The sequence below is a fragment of the Microbacterium barkeri genome (genome assembly GCF_027921765.1).
Classification (GTDB): Bacteria; Actinomycetota; Actinomycetes; order Actinomycetales; family Microbacteriaceae; genus Microbacterium; species Microbacterium barkeri.
Genome location: NZ_BSEJ01000008.1, coordinates 43,734 through 60,223 on the forward strand (window position 1 = coordinate 43,734; position 16,490 = coordinate 60,223).

The 16,490-nt window shown below is 73.3% G+C and carries 14 protein-coding genes; 9 read left to right on the forward strand and 5 right to left on the reverse strand.

Features of this window, described 5'->3' with window-relative positions; translation table 11 throughout:
• Positions 1 to 36: 36 nt before the first annotated feature.
• The 7 genes from PKE79_RS09380 (at position 37) to add (ending at position 7,387) form a co-directional block, all read left to right on the forward strand.
• Entirely contained in the window at positions 37 to 1,281 is a 1,245-nt protein-coding gene (locus PKE79_RS09380) for a pyridoxal-phosphate-dependent aminotransferase family protein (RefSeq protein ID WP_271173433.1), read from the forward strand.
• A complete protein-coding gene (locus PKE79_RS09385) occupies positions 1,278 to 2,570 on the forward strand; it encodes an allantoate amidohydrolase (RefSeq protein ID WP_271173434.1) in 1,293 nt (430 codons plus the stop codon). Before PKE79_RS09380 ends, PKE79_RS09385 begins: the two co-directional genes overlap by 4 nt.
• A gap of 116 nt (positions 2,571 to 2,686) precedes the next feature.
• Complete coding sequence (locus PKE79_RS09390) at positions 2,687 to 3,745, forward strand: ABC transporter substrate-binding protein (RefSeq protein WP_271173435.1); 1,059 nt, start codon at positions 2,687 to 2,689, stop codon at positions 3,743 to 3,745.
• A gap of 67 nt (positions 3,746 to 3,812) precedes the next feature.
• Positions 3,813 to 4,625: an ABC transporter ATP-binding protein gene (locus PKE79_RS09395; protein ID WP_271173436.1), complete on the forward strand. Its 813-nt coding sequence runs from the start codon at positions 3,813 to 3,815 to the stop codon at positions 4,623 to 4,625.
• A complete protein-coding gene (locus PKE79_RS09400; RefSeq protein WP_271173437.1) occupies positions 4,615 to 5,499 on the forward strand; it encodes an ABC transporter permease in 885 nt (294 codons plus the stop codon). Before PKE79_RS09395 ends, PKE79_RS09400 begins: the two co-directional genes overlap by 11 nt.
• The gene (locus PKE79_RS09405; protein ID WP_271173438.1) at positions 5,496 to 6,332 is read left to right on the forward strand and encodes an ABC transporter permease; all 837 of its coding nucleotides are present in this window, start codon (positions 5,496 to 5,498) and stop codon (positions 6,330 to 6,332) included. Before PKE79_RS09400 ends, PKE79_RS09405 begins: the two co-directional genes overlap by 4 nt.
• A gap of 20 nt (positions 6,333 to 6,352) precedes the next feature.
• Positions 6,353 to 7,387: an adenosine deaminase gene (add, locus tag PKE79_RS09410; RefSeq protein WP_271173439.1), complete on the forward strand. Its 1,035-nt coding sequence runs from the start codon at positions 6,353 to 6,355 to the stop codon at positions 7,385 to 7,387.
• Between the two features lie 3 nt (positions 7,388 to 7,390).
• On the opposite strand, the gene PKE79_RS09415 is transcribed toward add, so the two are convergent.
• Positions 7,391 to 8,824, reverse strand: a complete 1,434-nt coding sequence (locus PKE79_RS09415; RefSeq protein WP_374727779.1) for an NCS2 family permease — start codon at positions 8,822 to 8,824, stop codon at positions 7,391 to 7,393.
• Between the two features lie 172 nt (positions 8,825 to 8,996).
• Here PKE79_RS09415 and PKE79_RS09420 point away from each other — a divergent pair, with 172 nt between their 5' ends.
• Positions 8,997 to 9,749 (forward strand): SDR family NAD(P)-dependent oxidoreductase, encoded by a 753-nt coding sequence (locus PKE79_RS09420; RefSeq protein ID WP_374727761.1) that lies wholly within the window; start codon positions 8,997 to 8,999, stop codon positions 9,747 to 9,749.
• Here the strand turns inward: PKE79_RS09420 and PKE79_RS09425 are convergent.
• The 4 genes from PKE79_RS09425 to PKE79_RS09440 all read right to left on the reverse strand — a co-directional run bounded on the left by PKE79_RS09425 (position 9,734) and on the right by PKE79_RS09440 (position 15,852).
• Positions 9,734 to 12,460 carry a molybdopterin-dependent oxidoreductase gene (locus tag PKE79_RS09425; protein ID WP_271173441.1) on the reverse strand — a complete coding sequence of 909 codons (2,727 nt, stop codon included), beginning with the start codon at positions 12,458 to 12,460 and terminating at the stop codon, positions 9,734 to 9,736. The genes PKE79_RS09420 and PKE79_RS09425 overlap by 16 nt on opposite strands.
• A complete protein-coding gene (locus tag PKE79_RS09430; RefSeq protein WP_271173442.1) occupies positions 12,457 to 13,293 on the reverse strand; it encodes an FAD binding domain-containing protein in 837 nt (278 codons plus the stop codon). The genes PKE79_RS09425 and PKE79_RS09430 overlap by 4 nt, the downstream gene beginning before the upstream one ends.
• Positions 13,284 to 14,666 (reverse strand): 8-oxoguanine deaminase, encoded by a 1,383-nt coding sequence (locus PKE79_RS09435; protein ID WP_271173443.1) that lies wholly within the window; start codon positions 14,664 to 14,666, stop codon positions 13,284 to 13,286. Before PKE79_RS09435 ends, PKE79_RS09430 begins: the two co-directional genes overlap by 10 nt.
• Positions 14,667 to 14,751: 85 nt before the next feature.
• Entirely contained in the window at positions 14,752 to 15,852 is a 1,101-nt protein-coding gene (locus tag PKE79_RS09440) for an XdhC family protein (protein WP_271173444.1), read from the reverse strand.
• A gap of 74 nt (positions 15,853 to 15,926) precedes the next feature.
• On the opposite strand from PKE79_RS09440, the gene PKE79_RS09445 reads away from it, so the two are divergent.
• Positions 15,927 to 16,481 (forward strand): nucleotidyltransferase family protein, encoded by a 555-nt coding sequence (locus PKE79_RS09445; protein ID WP_271173445.1) that lies wholly within the window; start codon positions 15,927 to 15,929, stop codon positions 16,479 to 16,481.
• Positions 16,482 to 16,490: the final 9 nt, after the last annotated feature.

A 16,490-nucleotide genomic window follows, 5' to 3' on the forward strand; every position in this document is an offset into this window, starting at 1 on the left:
TCCCCTCCCGACCGCCCCACTCGGAAGCAGCACATCATGACGATCACCGCCCCGCTCGACCCGCCCGCCCGCCTCCTCATGGGCCCCGGCCCCATCTCGGCGTATCCGCGCGTCCTGCGCGCGATGTCGGCGCAGCTCGTCGGGCAGTACGACCCGTTCATGACCGCGACGATGCGCGAGACGCAGGAGCTCTACCGTCGCGTGTGGGCGACGCGGAACGACGCGACGCTTCTCGTCGACGGCACCGCGCGCGCCGGCATCGAGGCGGCGCTCATGTCGCTCATCCGCCCGGGCGACCGGGTGCTCGTGCCGGTCTTCGGGCGGTTCGGGCATCTGCTCGCGGAGATCGCGGAGCGCGCGCTCGCCGAGGTGCACGTCGTCGAGGTCCCGTGGGGCCACGTGGTGCCGACCTCGCTCATCGAGGAGGCCGTCGCGCGCGTGAAGCCGGCGGTGCTCGCGCTCGTCCAGGGCGACACCTCCACGACGATGAACCAGCCGCTCGACGAGATCGGCGCGATCTGCGAGCGGCACGGCGCGCTCTTCTACACCGACGCGACGGCCTCGCTCGGCGGGAACGCGTTCCTCGCCGACGCCTGGGGGGTCGACGCCGCCACCGCGGGGCTCCAGAAGTGCCTCGGCGGGCCCAGCGGCTCGGCGCCGCTCACGCTCTCGGAGCGCGCTGTGTCGGTCATCCGCTCGCGCTCGCGCGTCGAGGCGGGCATCCGCGAGGACGCCGACGCGAGCGCCGCCGACTTCGTCCGCACGAACTACTTCGACCTCGGCATGATCCTCGACTACTGGGGGCCGCGACGCCTCAACCACCACACCGAGGCGACCTCGATGCTCTACGCGGCGCGGGAGTGCGCGGCCGTGCTCCTCGAGGAGGGGCGCGAGGCGGTGATCGAGCGGCACCGGCTGGCGGGTGCCGCGATGCTCGCAGGGGTCCGCGGTCTCGGGCTGGGCGTCTTCGGCGATGTCGCGCACCGGATGAACAACGTCGTCGCGGTCGAGGTCCCGGATGGCGTGCCGGCGGACGCCGTGCGCGAGGCGCTGCTCGACGACTTCGGCGTCGAGATCGGCACGTCGTTCGGGCCGCTGCACGGCCGGGTCTGGCGGATCGGCACGATGGGCTACAACGCGCGCAAGGACGCGGTGCTCGTCACGCTCGCGGCGCTCGAGGCGGTCCTGCGCCGCTTCGGCGTCGCCGTCGCTGCGGGCGGCGGGGTCGAGGCGGCCGGCGACGTCTTCCGCGCCGCGGTGCGCGAGGAGGTGCTCGCATGATCGCCTCGCGACTCGCGCTCTCGACCGAGCAGATCGACGCGGCTGCCCGCCGCGTCATGGCGCGCTGCGAGGAGCTCGCGCGGATCAGCGCCGACAGCGGAGCCATCACGCGCGTGTACCTCTCGCCCGAGCACGCGCGGGTGAACGCGCTCGCCGACGCGTGGATGCGCGAGGTCGGGATGACCACCCGGCAGGACGCCGCGGGCAATCAGCTCGGGCTCCTCCCCGCGGCCGATCCCGACGCGCCCGTGCTCATGCTCGGCTCGCATCTCGACACCGTGATCGACGCGGGGCGCTTCGACGGCATCGTCGGCGTGCTCATGGCGATCGAGGTCGTGCGCATCCTCCGGGTCGCGTCGGCGGACGGCGGGTGGCGGTCGCCGTTCCCGTTCGGGATCGAGGTGGCGGCGTTCGCCGACGAGGAGGGCACGCGCTTCGGACGCGCGCTGCTCGGGTCGTCGGCCGTCGCGGGCACCTGGGACGACGCCTGGTGGGATCTGGAGGACGCCGACGGGATCACGCTCCGCGACGCGCACCGCGCCTTCGGACTGGACGCGGCCGCCATCCGCGACGCCGCACGCGCCCCCGGGCAGCTCGTCGGCTACCTCGAGGCGCACATCGAGCAGGGGCCCGAGCTCGATCGGCGCGACGAGCCGCTCGCCGTGGTGTCGTCGATCGCCTCGGCGCGGCGGTTCCAGGTGGTCGTCGAGGGCGAGGCCCGTCACGCGGGCGGCACGCCCTACGACATGCGGCGCGACGCCCTCCTCGGAGCCAGCGAGGCGGCTCTCGCTGTCGAGCGCATCTGCTCATCGGAGCACCACATCATCGGCACCGTCGGGCAGCTCGAGGCGTTCCCGGGGGCGGTGAACGTCATCCCCGGCGAGACGCGGATGAGCATCGACCTGCGCGGCGAGTTCGACGGCGCGCGCGACCGCGTGTGGGAGCGGATCTCCCGCGAGCTCGACGAGATCATGGGCAGGCGACGGCTCAGCTGGCACGCGCGCGAGGTGCACAGCGCCCCCGCGCTCTTCTGCGCACCGCTTCTGCAGGACGTCGTGCGCGAGGGCATCCGCGCGAGCGTCGCGAGCGCCGAGCCGGCGTCGCTGTTCAGCCCGGCCGGGCACGACGGGATGACGCTGGGCGCGCTGACGGATGTCGGGATGCTCTTCCTGCGCAATGCGGACGGCATCAGCCACCATCCGGCCGAGTCCGTCCTCGGCGGCGACGTCGCGCTCGGCATCCGCGCGCTCGCGGAGGCCGTCGCGCACCGCGGCGCCGAGCCGAGCTGACCGGCGTCCTGCCGCGTAACACCGGCGCAACAGGCGCGCACGTCGGCGAAATCTGAGGCCCGTACTGTCGCCGAGTACTCACCCGAGAGCACCACCACCTGCAGATGGAGACCCGCATGCCCGCTTCATCCCTTCGTGCCCGGCTCGGCGCATCCGCCGCGGTCGTCGCCCTGTCATCGCTCGTGCTCGCCGGATGCGCGGGCGAGCCCGCCGACGGCGCCGCCGGCGACGGCGAGAGCTTCGGCGAGATCTCGCTGCAGCTCAGCTGGATCCTCAACGAGGAGTTCGCGGGCGAGTACATCGCCGACAGCGAGGGCTACTACGAGGACGCCGGCTTCGACGCCGTGAACCTCGTGCCCGGCCCCTCGACCGGCACCGCCGAGCTGCTGAGCGGAAGCGTCGACATCGCGCTGAGCGACTCCGCCGCGGTCGGCACGGTCATCGCGAACGAGGGCGCCCCGCTCAAGATCATCGGCGCGACCTTCCAGGCCAACCCGTTCACGGTGCTCTCCCTCGCCGACGGCGGGAACATCGCCACGCCGGCCGACCTCGTCGGGAAGCGGATCGGCGTGCAGGACTCGAACACGTCGCTCTTCCAGGCGCTCCTCGCGGCCAACGGCATCGACCCCGCCGACGTCGAGGTCGTGCCGGTCCAGTACGATCCCGCGCCCCTCGTGAACGGGGAGGTCGACGGGTTCATCGCCTACCTCACGAACGAGGCCATCACGCTCGACCTCGCGGGGCTCGACACGGTCAACCTCGCCTTCGCCGACAACGGCCTGCCGTTCGTGGCGGAGACGGTCACCGTCACGGACGAGACGATCGAGACCGAGCGCGAGATGCTCAAGGCGTTCCTGGTCGCCGAGATCCGCGGCTGGACCGACGCGCTCGCCGACCCGCAGCGCGGCGCCGACCTCGCGATGGAGGAGTACGGCACCGATCTCGACCTCGACCCGGAGAAGACGCTCGCGGGCTCCGAGGCGCAGAACGCGCTGGTCGTCTCGGCGGACACCGAGGAGAGCGGCCTGTTCACGATCAGCGAGGAGCTCCAGGAGCGCACGATCGCGAGCCTTGCGGGGGCGGGCATCGACGTCACCGCCGAGGAGCTGTTCGACATGAGCCTCCTCGCCGAGGTCTACGAGGAGAACCCCGACCTCGTGGCGTACGCCGGCTGAGCGCAGCCCCCGGGCCGGCCGACCCGGCCGGCCCGTTCCCGGTATCCCGACAACCCAAGGAGCACACGTGACCGACACGGCCATCCCCGCGATCCCCGCGTCGACGGCGGGGACCGGGCTGCAGATCACGGGGCTGAACAAGGTGTTCCGCTCGGGGCGCCGCAGCGTCGTGGCTCTGCAGGACACCGACCTGCACACCGATCGGGGAGCGTTCCTCTCGCTCCTCGGACCGTCCGGGTGCGGCAAGTCGACCATCCTGCGGATCCTCGCGGGCCTCGAGGAGCCCACGAGCGGCACGATCCTCGTCGACGGACGCAGCCCAGAGGACCTGCGCCGCGAGAACCGACTGGGCATCGCGTTCCAGGACGCGGCGCTGCTGCCGTGGCGCAGCGTGCAGGCCAACATCCAGCTGCCGTTCGAGGTGGCCGGCCGGGCTGTCGACAGGGACTACGTGCGCGAGCTCATCGATCTCGTCGGCCTCACCGGCTTCGAGAAGGCGCGCCCCGCGCAGCTCTCCGGCGGGATGCGCCAGCGCGTCTCGATCGCGCGCTCGCTCGTCCTGAAGCCCGACGTGCTGCTGTTCGACGAGCCCTTCGGCGCGCTCGACGACATGACGCGGCAGCGGCTCAACCTCGAGCTGCTGCGCATCTGGACCGAGAAGCCCGCGACGACCCTGCTCGTGACGCACGGCATCTCGGAGGCGATCTTCCTCAGCGACAAGGTCGCGGTGATGAGCCCTCGGCCCGGCCGCGTCAAGGCGGTCATGGACATCGACCTGCCGCGGCCGCGCACCCCCGAGCTCATGCGCACGCCCGAGTTCCACGCGTACGTCGACCAGGCATCGGAGCTCCTGTTCGGAGGGGGCGACGATGAGCGCTGACGGGGTGGGCGGCGGCTCGGGCGACGCGCTCGCGGCGGTTGCGGCCCAGGCCCCGGACGGACGCGGCGCGCGCATCGCGTGGGAGGACGTGCGCCTCCCGTCCTGGCTCGTCGGCGCGATCGGGCTGGTGGGCGTGGTCATCGCATGGTGGGTGCTCGCCGAGACCGCGCTCGCCGGCGTGGGCGCCGGCGTCCGCGCCGTCCCCACGCCGCCGGAGGTCGTGGTCGGCATCGTCTCGGCGGGATGGGACTTCTACGCGCGCAACTTCGCGGTCACCCTCGCCGAGGCCGGCATCGGGTACCTGTGGGGCAACGCCATCGCCCTCGTGCTCTCGGCCGCGGTGCTCGTCGTGCCGCGCCTCGAGGGCCTCGTGATGCAGCTCGCGATCCTGACCTACTGCATCCCGATCGTCGCGATCGGCATCGTGCTCGTCGTCATCATCCCGGTGCCCCCTGCGGGGCAGCCGGCGGGCAACGCCGTGTTCCTCGCGGCGCTGTCGGTGTTCTTCACGACCGTCGTGAGCACGCTGCTCGGCCTCAAGGCCGCCGACCGCTCCGCTCTCGACGTCGTGACCGTCTACGGCGGCTCGCGTCTGATGCAGCTGCGCAAGGTCCGCATCGTCGCGGCGCTGCCATCCGTCCTGAACGCCCTCCAGGTCGCCGTGCCGGCCGCCTTTCTCGGCGCGGTGCTCGGAGAGTTCTTCGGCAAGGTGCAGTCCGGCGTCGGCCCGGCGATGATCGCCGCCCAGCAGGGCCTCGACGCGCCGCGCGTGTGGGGCCTCGCGCTCGTGTCGGGTCTCGTCGCGCTCGCCGGATTCGCGCTCCTCGGCGCCGTGGCGCGTCTCGTCGCGCCCTGGGCGAAGGGCGCGGCATGAGCGCGGGAGGCGCCGCGGCGGACATCCGGCGCGAGGCGCGCAGGGCCACCCTCCGCGCGCTCGGATCGAGTCTCGCGACCTTCGGCCTCACGCTCGCGGCGGTGCTCGTCCTCTGGCAGGGCCTGCTGTGGGCGACGGGCGTCTCGCCCTACGTGGGGAAGGGGCCGCTCGACGTCTGGACCTTCCTCGTCGCGGCACCCGAGGCGGCGGAGAACCGTGCGCTGCTGATGGGCCAGCTCGTCACCACGCTCCAGGACGCCGCGATCGGGTTCGTCGCGGGGCTCGTCGTCGCGCTGCTCGTCGCGATCGGGTTCCAGCTGAGCCGGGGGCTCGAGCACGCGCTCATGCCGCTCGCGATGCTGCTGCGCTCGGTGCCGCTCGTGGCGATGGCGCCCGTCATCATCCTCCTGTTCGGGCGCAGCGCGGCCACCGTCGCGGTGATCGGCGGCATCGTCGTGCTGTTCCCGGCGCTCGTCAACATCGTGTTCGGGCTGCGGCAGGTCTCTCCGCAGATGAGCGACGTCATCCACGTCTACGGCGGATCGGCGTGGACGGCCCTGCGGAAGGTCGCGCTGCCGAGCGCGCTGCCCTCGCTCCTCGCCGCCGTGCGGATCTCGGTGCCGGGGGCCATCACGGGCGCGCTGCTGGCCGAATGGCTCGCGGTAGGCGGCGGGATCGGCGGAGCCGTGGGCGCGTACAGCTCGCAGGCGCAGTTCTCCGCCCTGTGGTCGGCGGTCGTGCTCGTCACGGCCGCGGCCCTCGTGATCTACAATCTCGTGGCCGTCGTCGAGTCCGTCGTCCTCGCCCGGATGGGCATGGCGGATCGCGCCTGAGCTCGCATCGAAGGGAACCCATGACCACCGACCTCCGCGCGTTCGCGCGCGCCATGCCGAAGGCCGAGCTGCACCTCCACCTCGAAGGGACCCTCGAGCCGGAGCTGAAGTTCGCGCTCGCCGCCCGCAACGGCATCGCGCTCGCCGAGAAGACCGTCGAGGACGTCGTCGCCAGCTACGACTTCACCGATCTGACGAGCTTCCTCGCCGTGTACTACCCCGCGATGACCGTGCTGCAGACCGCCGACGACTTCCACGATCTCGCGTGGGCGTACCTCCAGAAGGCGAGGGAGCAGGGCGTCGTCCACGTCGAGATGTTCTTCGACCCGCAGGCGCACACGAGCCGAGGGGTGCCGTTCGCGGACGTCATCGCCGGCTACCGCCGTGCGGTCGTGCGCGCGCAGGATGAGCTCGGCGTCTCGGCCGAGCTCATCCTCTGCTTCCTCCGCGACTTCACGGCGGAGCACGCGATGTCGACCCTCATGGAGGCGCTGCCCTACCGTGCCTGGATCATCGGGGTCGGACTCGATTCGGACGAGCGCGGCAACCCGCCGGCGAAGTTCGCCGAGGTGTTCGCCCGTGCGAAGGCGGAGGGCTTCTTCACGACGATGCACTGCGACATCGACCAGCCCGGCTCGATCGAGCACATCCGCCAGGTGATCGAGGAGATCGGCGTCGACCGCATCGACCACGGCACGAACATCGTCGAGGACCCGGCGCTCGTCGCCGTCGCCCGCGAGCGCGGGCTCGGCTTCACGACCTGCCCCGTGTCGAACTCGTTCGTGACCGAGGAGATGAAGGCGGACGAGATCGTCCAGCTCCTGCGCGAGGGCGTGCGGGTGACGGTCAACTCCGACGATCCGGCCTATTTCGGCGGCTACGTCGCGGACAACTACATCGCCCTCGCGGAGCACGCGGATCTCTCCGCCGCCGACCTCGCCCGGCTCGCGATCAACTCCTTCGAGGCCGCGTGGCTCACGCCCGCGCGCCGCGCGGCCTACATCGCATCGGTCGTCGACTGCGCGCAGGCGCACGGCGTGCCGCTGCCGGAGTGAGCGCTACGCCCCGAGCAGCGCCCGGATCGGCTCGATCGTGAAGTACACGACGAAGAGCGCGCCGACGAGCCACATGAGCCAGTGCACGTCGCCGACCTTGCCGCGGGCGAGCTTCACGATGATGTAGGCGATGAAGCCCGCGCCGATGCCGTCGGCGATCGAGTACGTGAACGGCATGATGACGATCGTGAGGAAGGCCGGCAGGGCGACCTCGATGTTCTTCCAGTCGATGCCGGCGACCTGCGTGAGCATGAGGAAGCCGACGAGCACGAGCGCGGGGGCTGCGGCCTCGTAGGGCACGAGCGCGACGAGCGGCGCGAAGAGGGTCGAGAGCAGGAACGCGATGCCGGTGACGACCGACGCGAGGCCGGTTCGCGCGCCGTCGCCGACCCCCGCGGTCGACTCGACGAAGGCGGTGTTCGAGGACACCGAGCCCACGCCGCCCGCGACGGCGCCGAGCGAGTCGACGATGAGGATCTGCTTCGTGCGCGGCGGGTTGCCGTTCGCGTCGAGCAGCTTCGCCTCGGCGCCGATCGCGACCATCGTGCCCATGGTGTCGAAGAAGTCGGCGAGCAGCAGCGTGAAGACGAGCAGCACGAGGGTGACGATGCCGATGCTCTGCACCGAGCCGAGCAGGTTGAACTGCCCGATGAGGGAGAAGTCGGGCACGGCGATGACGCCCGAGAACGTCGGGGGCGAGTTGAAGCCGCCGGGGTTCTCGTCGCCGCGCGCGCCGATGTGGAGGGTGTTCTCGAGGAGGATCGCGAGCGCGGTCGCGACGAGGATCGAGATGAGGATGGCGCCCTTCACCCGGCGCGCGTGCAGGACGATCGCGAGGACGAGCCCCACGACGAAGACGAGGATCGGCCACGTGCCGAGGTTGCCGAGGGCGAGGATGGTCGCGCCGTCGCCGGTCACGAAGCCCGCGTTCGCGAGGCCGATGAGCGTGATGAACAGGCCGATGCCCGCCCCGATCGCGGTCTTCAGCGGCGTCGGGACGGCTCGGAAGACGGCCTCGCGGAACCCGGTGAGCACGAGGAGCAGGATGAGCAGGCCCTCGATCACGATGACGCCCATCGCGTCGGCCCAGGTCACGCCAGGGATCGCGGCGATCGAGTAGGTCACGACCGCGTTGAGGCCGAGGCCCGCCGCCATCGCGAGCGGGAAGTTCGCCACGACGCCCATGAGGATCGACATGATGCCCGCGATGAGAGCGGTCGCCGACGCGATCATGCTGAGGTTCGGAGCGTCGCCGCCGCCGAGGAACTCTCCCGTGCCATCCGCCGACGTGCCGATGATGAGCGGGTTCAGCACGACGATGTACGACATCGCGAAGAAGGTGACGAGGCCGCCGCGGATCTCGGTGCCGACGGTCGAGCCGCGCTCGGTGATGCGGAAGAAGCGGTCGAGGGCGCCGCGGGGCGCAGGGGTGCTCATCATAGGGTCATCGTTCCATCGGGGTGAGGGGTGGAGCCGCACGGGTCACGGGTTCAGGATGGCAGTTGCGGGCTGCGCGCGCATCGACCCGCCTGTCTTCGACAGGCGTAGTCTAGATGTCAGGGTTCATGCAAAGGCATGGATCTTCGCGCAGGAGATCGAAGGGAACATTATGTCATTCGACGGAAGGGTCGCCCTCGTCACGGGCGGCGGATCGGGCATCGGCGAGGCCATCGCGAAGGACCTGGCGGCCCACGGCGCGAAGGTCGTCGTGACCGACATCGACCTGGATGCCGCGCAGCGCGTGGCCGACGACATCGCCGCTGCCGGGGGCGAGGCCGCGGCGTTCCGCGCCGACACCTCGGTCGCCGAGGACAGCGAGAAGGCGGTCGCGTTCGCCAAGGAGACGTTCGGCCGCCTCAACTACGCGGTCAACAACGCCGGGATCGGCGGCCGCCAGGCGCCGACCGGCGAGATCGACGTGGACGACTGGAACCGCGTCATCGGCATCAACCTCGACGGCGTGCTCTACGGCATGCGGCACCAGATCCCCGCGATGCTCGAGGCCGGAGCCGGCGAGAGCGCGATCGTGAACATGGCGTCGATCCACGGGATGGTCGCCGCACTCGGCAACTCCGCGTACACGGCCTCGAAGCACGCGGTCGTCGGCCTCACGAAGAACGCCGCCGCCGAGTACGGCGCGCAGGGGCTGCGCATCAACGCGGTCGGGCCCGGCTACATCGACACCCCGCTCCTGCAGAAGCTGCCCGCCGAGGCGCTCGAGGCGCTCAAGGCCAAGCACCCGCTCGGGCGGCTGGGCCGGGCAGAGGAGGTCGCGAAGGTCGTCCGCTTTCTCCTCTCCGACGACGCGTCGTTCGTGACCGGCGGCTACTACCTCATCGACGGCGGCTACACCGCCGTCTGACCCTCCTGCAGCAGCCGCCACACGCGCTCGCGGGTGAACGGCTGATGGAAGGGGCGCCGGCCCATGGCGCGCGCGATCGCGTTGCCGATGGCCGGCGCCACGGGGTTGTAGGGGGACTCGCTCATCGACTTGGCCCCGAACGGGCCGAGCGCGTCGGCGGTGTCGGCGAAGAGCACCTCGGTGTCGGGGATGTCGGCCGACTGCGGAACCCGATACGTGCGGAACATCGGATTCCGCACGACCCCGTCCTCGACGAGCACCTCCTCGTAGAGTGCCCCGCCGATGCCCTGGGCGACGCCTCCCTCGACCTGGCCGCGGCACTGCGCGGGGTTCATGACGAAGCCCGCGTCGGCCGCGTGGACCGACTTCAGGATGCGGACGACGCCGGTCTCCGGGTCGACGGCGACGCGGACGGCGTGCACGTCGAACGCGAGGGAGCGGCGGTCGCCGTGCTCCTCGCCGGCCGCGGTGATCCCGTCGGGCCCCGCGAGCTCCGCGAAGGGGATGACGCCCGCCGGGGTCGCGACGCCCTCGGCCGTGGGCGCGCACTCCGCCGGGGAGACGCCCGTGCGCGCGCTAGCGAGCCCGACCATCCGCTCGCGCAGCGCGAGGCAGGCGGCGTGGAGCGCCTTGCCGGCGACGGTCGTGCCGGCCGACGCGAACGCGCCGGTGTCGTGCGGAACGAGCGCCGTGTCGGCGTGGGCGAGCCGGATCATGGAGAGCGGCACGCCGAGCGCGCTCGCCGCGATCTGCCGGTGGACGGTGGTCGTGCCGTTGCCGAACTCGGCCGTGCCCGTGCGCAGCTCGAAGACCGCGTCGGGCCGCAGCGATGCCGACGCGTGCGCCACGTGGCCGAAGGGCGCCATCGTCGCGATCATGGCGGCGGCCATCCCCTCGCCGACGAGCCAGCCGTCGGGCGCGGTCTCGCCGTCACCGCGCTGCATCGCCTCCTGCGCGAGGTCGAGGCACTGATCGAGCCCGTAACTGCCCCACACGAGGTCGTCCTCGACGTGGCCGTCGGCCGCGAGGATCGGGTCGCCCTCGCGCACGGCGTTGCGGCGCCGGACCTCGAACGGATCGAGACCGAGCCGCTCGGCGAGCATGTCCATGGCCGACTCGATGCCGAGCATGACCTGCCCGAGGCCGTATCCGCGGAAGGCCCCCGACGGCGGGTTGTTCGTGTAGACGACCTCGGCGTCGAGCCGGAGCACGGGCGTGCGGTAGATCGTGACCGACTCGGCGACGCCGTGGAAGAGCACGCCGAGCGCGTGGTTGCCGTACGCGCCGGTGTCGCTCAGCACGTCGAGGCGCATCGCCGTGAGCCGGCCGTCGGCATCCGCGCCCAGCTCGACGCTCACGCGCATCGGATGCCGCACAGGCGCGCGGAGGAACTCGTCCGCGCGGGAGAACTCGTATGCGACGGGGCGCCCCGTGCGCAGCACGGCGAGCGCGACGAGGTCCTCCGCGAGGAGCTCCTGCTTGCCGCCGAAGCCGCCGCCGACGCGGGGCGCGAAGACGCGGACGCGCTCGCGCGGCAGCTCGAGGATGCGCGCGAGCTCGTCGCGGGTGAGGAACGGGACCTGCGTCGACGAGCGGATGGTCAGGACGTCGCCCTCGAGCCATCCGACCGCGCCGTGCGTCTCGAGCTGCGCGTGCGACGTGCGCGACGTCTGCCAGGTGCCCGCGACGGTGACGGCGCTCGCCGCGAGCGCGGCGTCGATGTCGCCGCCCCGCCCCGTGTGGACGGCGCCGACGACGTTGCGCGCGGCATCCGCGACGCGGTCGTCGGGCGTGCGGTCGGGATGGATGGCCGGAGCACCCGGTGTGCGCGCGGCCTCGGGGTCGAAGACGGCGGGGAGCGGCTCGTAGGCGACCGCGATGAGGCCGCAGGCGCGCTCGGCCGCCGCCGCGGTCTCGGCGACGACGGCCGCGACGCGCTGGCCGATGTGCCGCACGACGTCGTCGAGCATGCGCGTGTCGTCGGGGTCGTCGGTGCGGTGCTCGTGGCGCCCCGTCGAGTAGCGGATGCCGGGCACGTCGCGGTGCGTGAAGACCGCCACGACGCCCGGCACCGCCTCGGCCGCGGTCGTGTCGATGGACGTGATGCGGGCGTGCGCGTGGGGCGACGACAGGACGCGCAGGATGAGCGCACCGTCCGGCACCTCGTCGAACGTGTACGGCTCGCGCCCCTGCACGATCCGGCGGGCGGCCTCCGGCACGACGGACCGGCCGACGCCGCCGGCCTCCTCCTGGGACGAGCCGGGCCCGGTCTCGCGCACGGCGGTGAGCGTCGACGCGATCGCCTCGCGGATCGGGCGGTATCCCGTGCAGCGGCAGAGGTTGCCCTTGAGGCGCCGGTCGAGGTCGCGCTCGTCGCCCGGGTGCAGGCACGACGCGGTCACGCTCATCCCCGGCGTGCAGAACCCGCACTGGAACCCGAACCCGGTCGCGAGCGCCTCCTGCACGGGGTGGAGCTCGTCGCCCGGAGCGAGCCCGGCCGCCGTCGTGACCGCGACGCCCTCCGCGCGCACGGCGGGGATGAGGCACGAGTGGACAGGGACGCCGTCGACGAGCACGCCGCACGCGCCGCAGTCGCCGGCATCGCAGCCCTTCTTCACCTCGGTGTGCCCGTGCTCGCGCAGGAGCGTGCGCAGGCACTGACCGGGGCGCGGATCGGCGTCGACGGGGGAGCCGTTGACCGTGAACCTCATTCCGCGTCTCCTTCCGCGAGGGCCGCGCGGCAGCGCTCCGCGAGGACGACCGAGACGCCGCGGCGCCAGTCGGCGGCGCCCAGGGGGTCGGTGTACCAGCCCTGGGCCCCGGCCACCGCGGCCCTCAGGTCGGCCGCGCTCGGGAGGGATGGCCAGCGCAGCACGACGGGGCGCTCGACGCTCGCCGTGATGCCGAACACCGCGGCTCCGCCCTCGTCCACCCGGCCGGTCACGACGGCGCCCGAGCGTCCGAGCTCGGCGAGCGCGATCCGACGCAGCGCGGCCCGCGACCGCAGGGCCCGCGCGGGGATGTCGATGGCGCGGATGATCTCTCCCGCACCGAGCGAGCTGAGGCCGTTCCCTGCCGGGATCTCGGCCACGGGCATCCGGCGCTCGCCTCCGTCGGGGGTCCAGATGAGCGCCTCGGCGTCGAGGGCCGCGCCGAGCGCGACCATGGCCGCCGCGGCGTAGGACTGGGCGATGTTGCCGCCGACCGTCGCGGTGTTCCAGATCTTGAAGGAGGCGAGGAGAGCGTGCGCGGCGTCGGCGAAGAGCGGCACGGCCGTCCAGGTCGGATCGGGGCGCAGCGCGTCGCGGCCCTCGGCGAACGCGACGAGGCGCGCGATGGGGCAGGTCGCCCCGATGCGCAGGCCGTCGGCCGACGGCTCGAGGTCGGGCCAGCCGAGCGTCGTGAGGTCGACGAGCCCCGTGATGAGCGGGCTCGGCGCGCTGAAGAGCAGCGTGCCGCCCGCGAGCGGCACCTCGCCTGGCGCGAGGGCGAGGTCGGCGCGCGAGCGTGCGCGCCGGTAGGTCTCGACGGCGTTCAGATCCATGACGCCCGCTCCGCCAGCGCGCGCGATGCGGCGGTCACCCGCTCGGCGATCCGCCCCTCGTCGGAGGAGACGAGCACGTCGTCCGCCACGACCGTGCGCCCGCCGACGAGAAGCCGCCGCAGCGGCGGCAGGGCGCCCAGGCCGAGCGCCGCGACCGGGTCGAGGATGCCGGCGTGCTCGACGCCCCCGATCCACCACACGGCGACGTCCGCGAGCAGTCCGGGCTCGAGCGCCCCGATCGCGTCCTCGCGCCCGAGGACGCGCGCGCCGCCGGCCGTCGCCATCCGAAGGGCGTCCCGCACGCTCATCCCGTCAGCGCCCGAGCGGAGCCGGCCCATGAGCACGGCCTCGCGGATCTCGACCCCGAGCTGCCCCGACTCGTTGGACGCCGCCCCGTCGACGCCGAGCCCGACGGGCACGCCCGCGTCGAGCATCGTGCGCACGGGCGCGATCCCGGCCGCCAGCCGCCCGTTCGACGACGGGCAGTGGGCGACCCCCGTGCCGGTGGCCGCGTACCGCGCGACGGCGGCGTCGTCGAGGTGCACGGCGTGCGCCATCCAGACGTCGTCACCCAGCCAGCCGAGGCCCTCGAGATACGCCGTCGGCGACATCCCGAAGCGCTCCGCGCAGAACGCGTCCTCCTCGGCGGTCTCGGAGGCGTGCGTGTGGAGGCGGACGCCCAGGGTGCGAGCCAGGGCCGCCGATTCGCGCAGCAGGTCGCCGGTGACCGAGAACGGCGAGCACGGCGCGATCGCGATGTGCACGCGCGAGTCCGGGCTCGGGTCGTGCCAGCGCTCGACCGCCTCCTGCGATGCGCGGAGGGCGGCGTCCGTCTCCTCGACGGCGGCGTCCGGCGGCAGCCCGCCCTGCGAGGCGCCGAGGTCCATCGACCCGCGGGTCGCGTGCAGCCGCACGCCGATCTCGTCGGCGGTCGCGACGAGCGCGCCGACGATGTCGCCGGAGCCCTGCGGGAAGACGTAGTGGTGGTCGGCGACGGTCGTGCAGCCCGAGCGGGCGAGCACGGCCATCGCGCCGGCGGCGCCCTCGCCCGTGAGGTCGGCGTCGATGTGCGACCACAGGGGGTAGAGCGCCGTCAGCCAGTCGAAGAGGATGGCGTCCTGAGCGCGCCCTCGGGTGAGCCACTGGAAGAGGTGGTTGTGGGTGTTCACGAGGCCCGGGGTGACCAGGCAGTTCGTCGCGTCGACGACCTCGGCGCCCGCGCGCAGCTCGGCCGGAGCGGCCCCCGCTCCCACCGCGGCGATGCGCCCGCCCTCGATGACCACGTGACCCGTGCGGTGCTCGGTCCCGTGCTGGTCGACCGTGACGACGTAGCCGCCCTCGATGATCGTGCGGGCGGGTGCGATGGTGCTCATGACGCTCCTGGGGTCTGTGACGGACGTCGCAGTCCCCGCCCTGACGTGCGCGGAGTCATGGTGATAGGACACGCTCACGCCGATCCTAGGAACCCCGTGTCACGGCGGTGTTACGCGGAGGAGCCGCGCACGCGGCCTCGGCCGCCGGGCGGTCGCGGTGCAGCGGCCCGGTCCGCTCGCGCAGCGGCGCGCCGGTTCCCCCATGCCGGGCGGCGAGGATCTCCGCGAGGATCGCGACCGCCGTCTCCTCGGGCGCCGAGCCGCCCAGGTCGAGCCCGAGCGGGGCGTGCAGCCGCGCGAGGTCGGCGTCGGAGACGCCCTCCGCCCGCAGGAGCTCGGCGCGCCGCGCGACGGTCGCGCGGGCGCCGAGCGCGCCGACGAACCCGATCGGCAGGGCGAGGGCCTGGCGGATGGCCGGAACGTCGAGCCGCGCGTCGTGGGTGAGCACGCACACGGCCGTGCGCGCGTCGACTGCGCTCTCCGGAAGGCGCGCGAGGTGCTCGTGCGGGAGGGCGACGACGAGGTCGTCGGCATCGGGGAACCGCTCGCGCGTGACGAGCAGCTCCCATGGATCGACGACGGTCACCGCGAAGCCCGCCGCCGCGCCGACACGGCAGAGCGCCGCGGCGTGCTCGGTCGCGCCGGCGAGGATGAGGCGCGGTCGCGGGGCGCTCGAGACCGCCAGCACCGCCGGACGGCCGACGACCCGCGTCTCGGCGAGGAGCGCCGCGGCGTCGAACGCGGCCGACGACGCGGGGCCGAGGTCGCGCGAGGCCACGATCCGACCGCGGTCCGCGCCCTCCAGGACGATCCCGGCGGTCGCCGCGCGGGCATCCGCCGCCCGCTCGAGCGCCCGCATCGCGACGGGGTCGGAGGCGCGGACCTCGTAGGCGATGACGTCGACCCGGCCGCCGCACGCGAGGCCCGCCGCGTGCGCCGTCCGGTCGTCGAAGCCGAAGGTCGCGGTGCGGGCGACGCCGTCGGCCAGCACGGCGTGCGCGAGGACGACCGCGTCGCCCTCGACGCATCCGCCCGAGATCGAGCCCACGACCTCGCCCTTATCCGTCACGGCCATCGACGCGCCGAGGCCCCGGGGCGCGCTGCGCGCGACGCGGGTCACGGTGATCACGGCGGCGCGTCGGCCGCGCGCGAGCCGATCGAGGAGAGCCGACGCGAGTTCGAGCATGCTCCACGCTATCCCTCCGCATGTTTCACGGAGAAGACAGGAGCGCTGTGAGATCGGCGCGCTACGGTCGGAGGATGGCGGGGATCTGCGGGATCGTGCTCGCGGGCGGCGCCGGCACGCGCTTCGGCGGGCCCAAGGCGCTCGCGCGCACGGCGGATGGCACGCCCTGGCTCGCCCGCGTCGTCGCGGCGCTCGAGGAGGGCGGCTGCGATCGCGTGGTCGTCGCCCTCGGAGCGCGGGCCGCAGCGGCGCGCTCCCTCGTGCCGGATCGCGCCGACATCGTCGTGGCATCCGACTGGCAGGACGGCATGTCCGCCACCCTGCGCTCCGCGCTCGCCGCGTCTGCGGGCGCGGACGCGGTCGTCGTCGCGACCGTCGACGTCCCCGAGCTGCCGAGCACGGCCGTCCGGCGCGTGCTCGCGGCCGCGGGCGATCCGCCGACCGCCCTCGCGCAGGCCGTCTACCGGGGCCGGCCCGGCCATCCGGCCGTCATCGGCTCCGCGCACGTCGACGCGCTGACGGCCTCGCTGTCGGGCGACCGGGGAGCGCGCCCCTACCTCGTCGCGAACCGCGTGCGCGAGGTCGAGTGCGGCGGCCTGTGGTCGGGCGAGGACATCGACACGCGCTGAGGGAGGCGA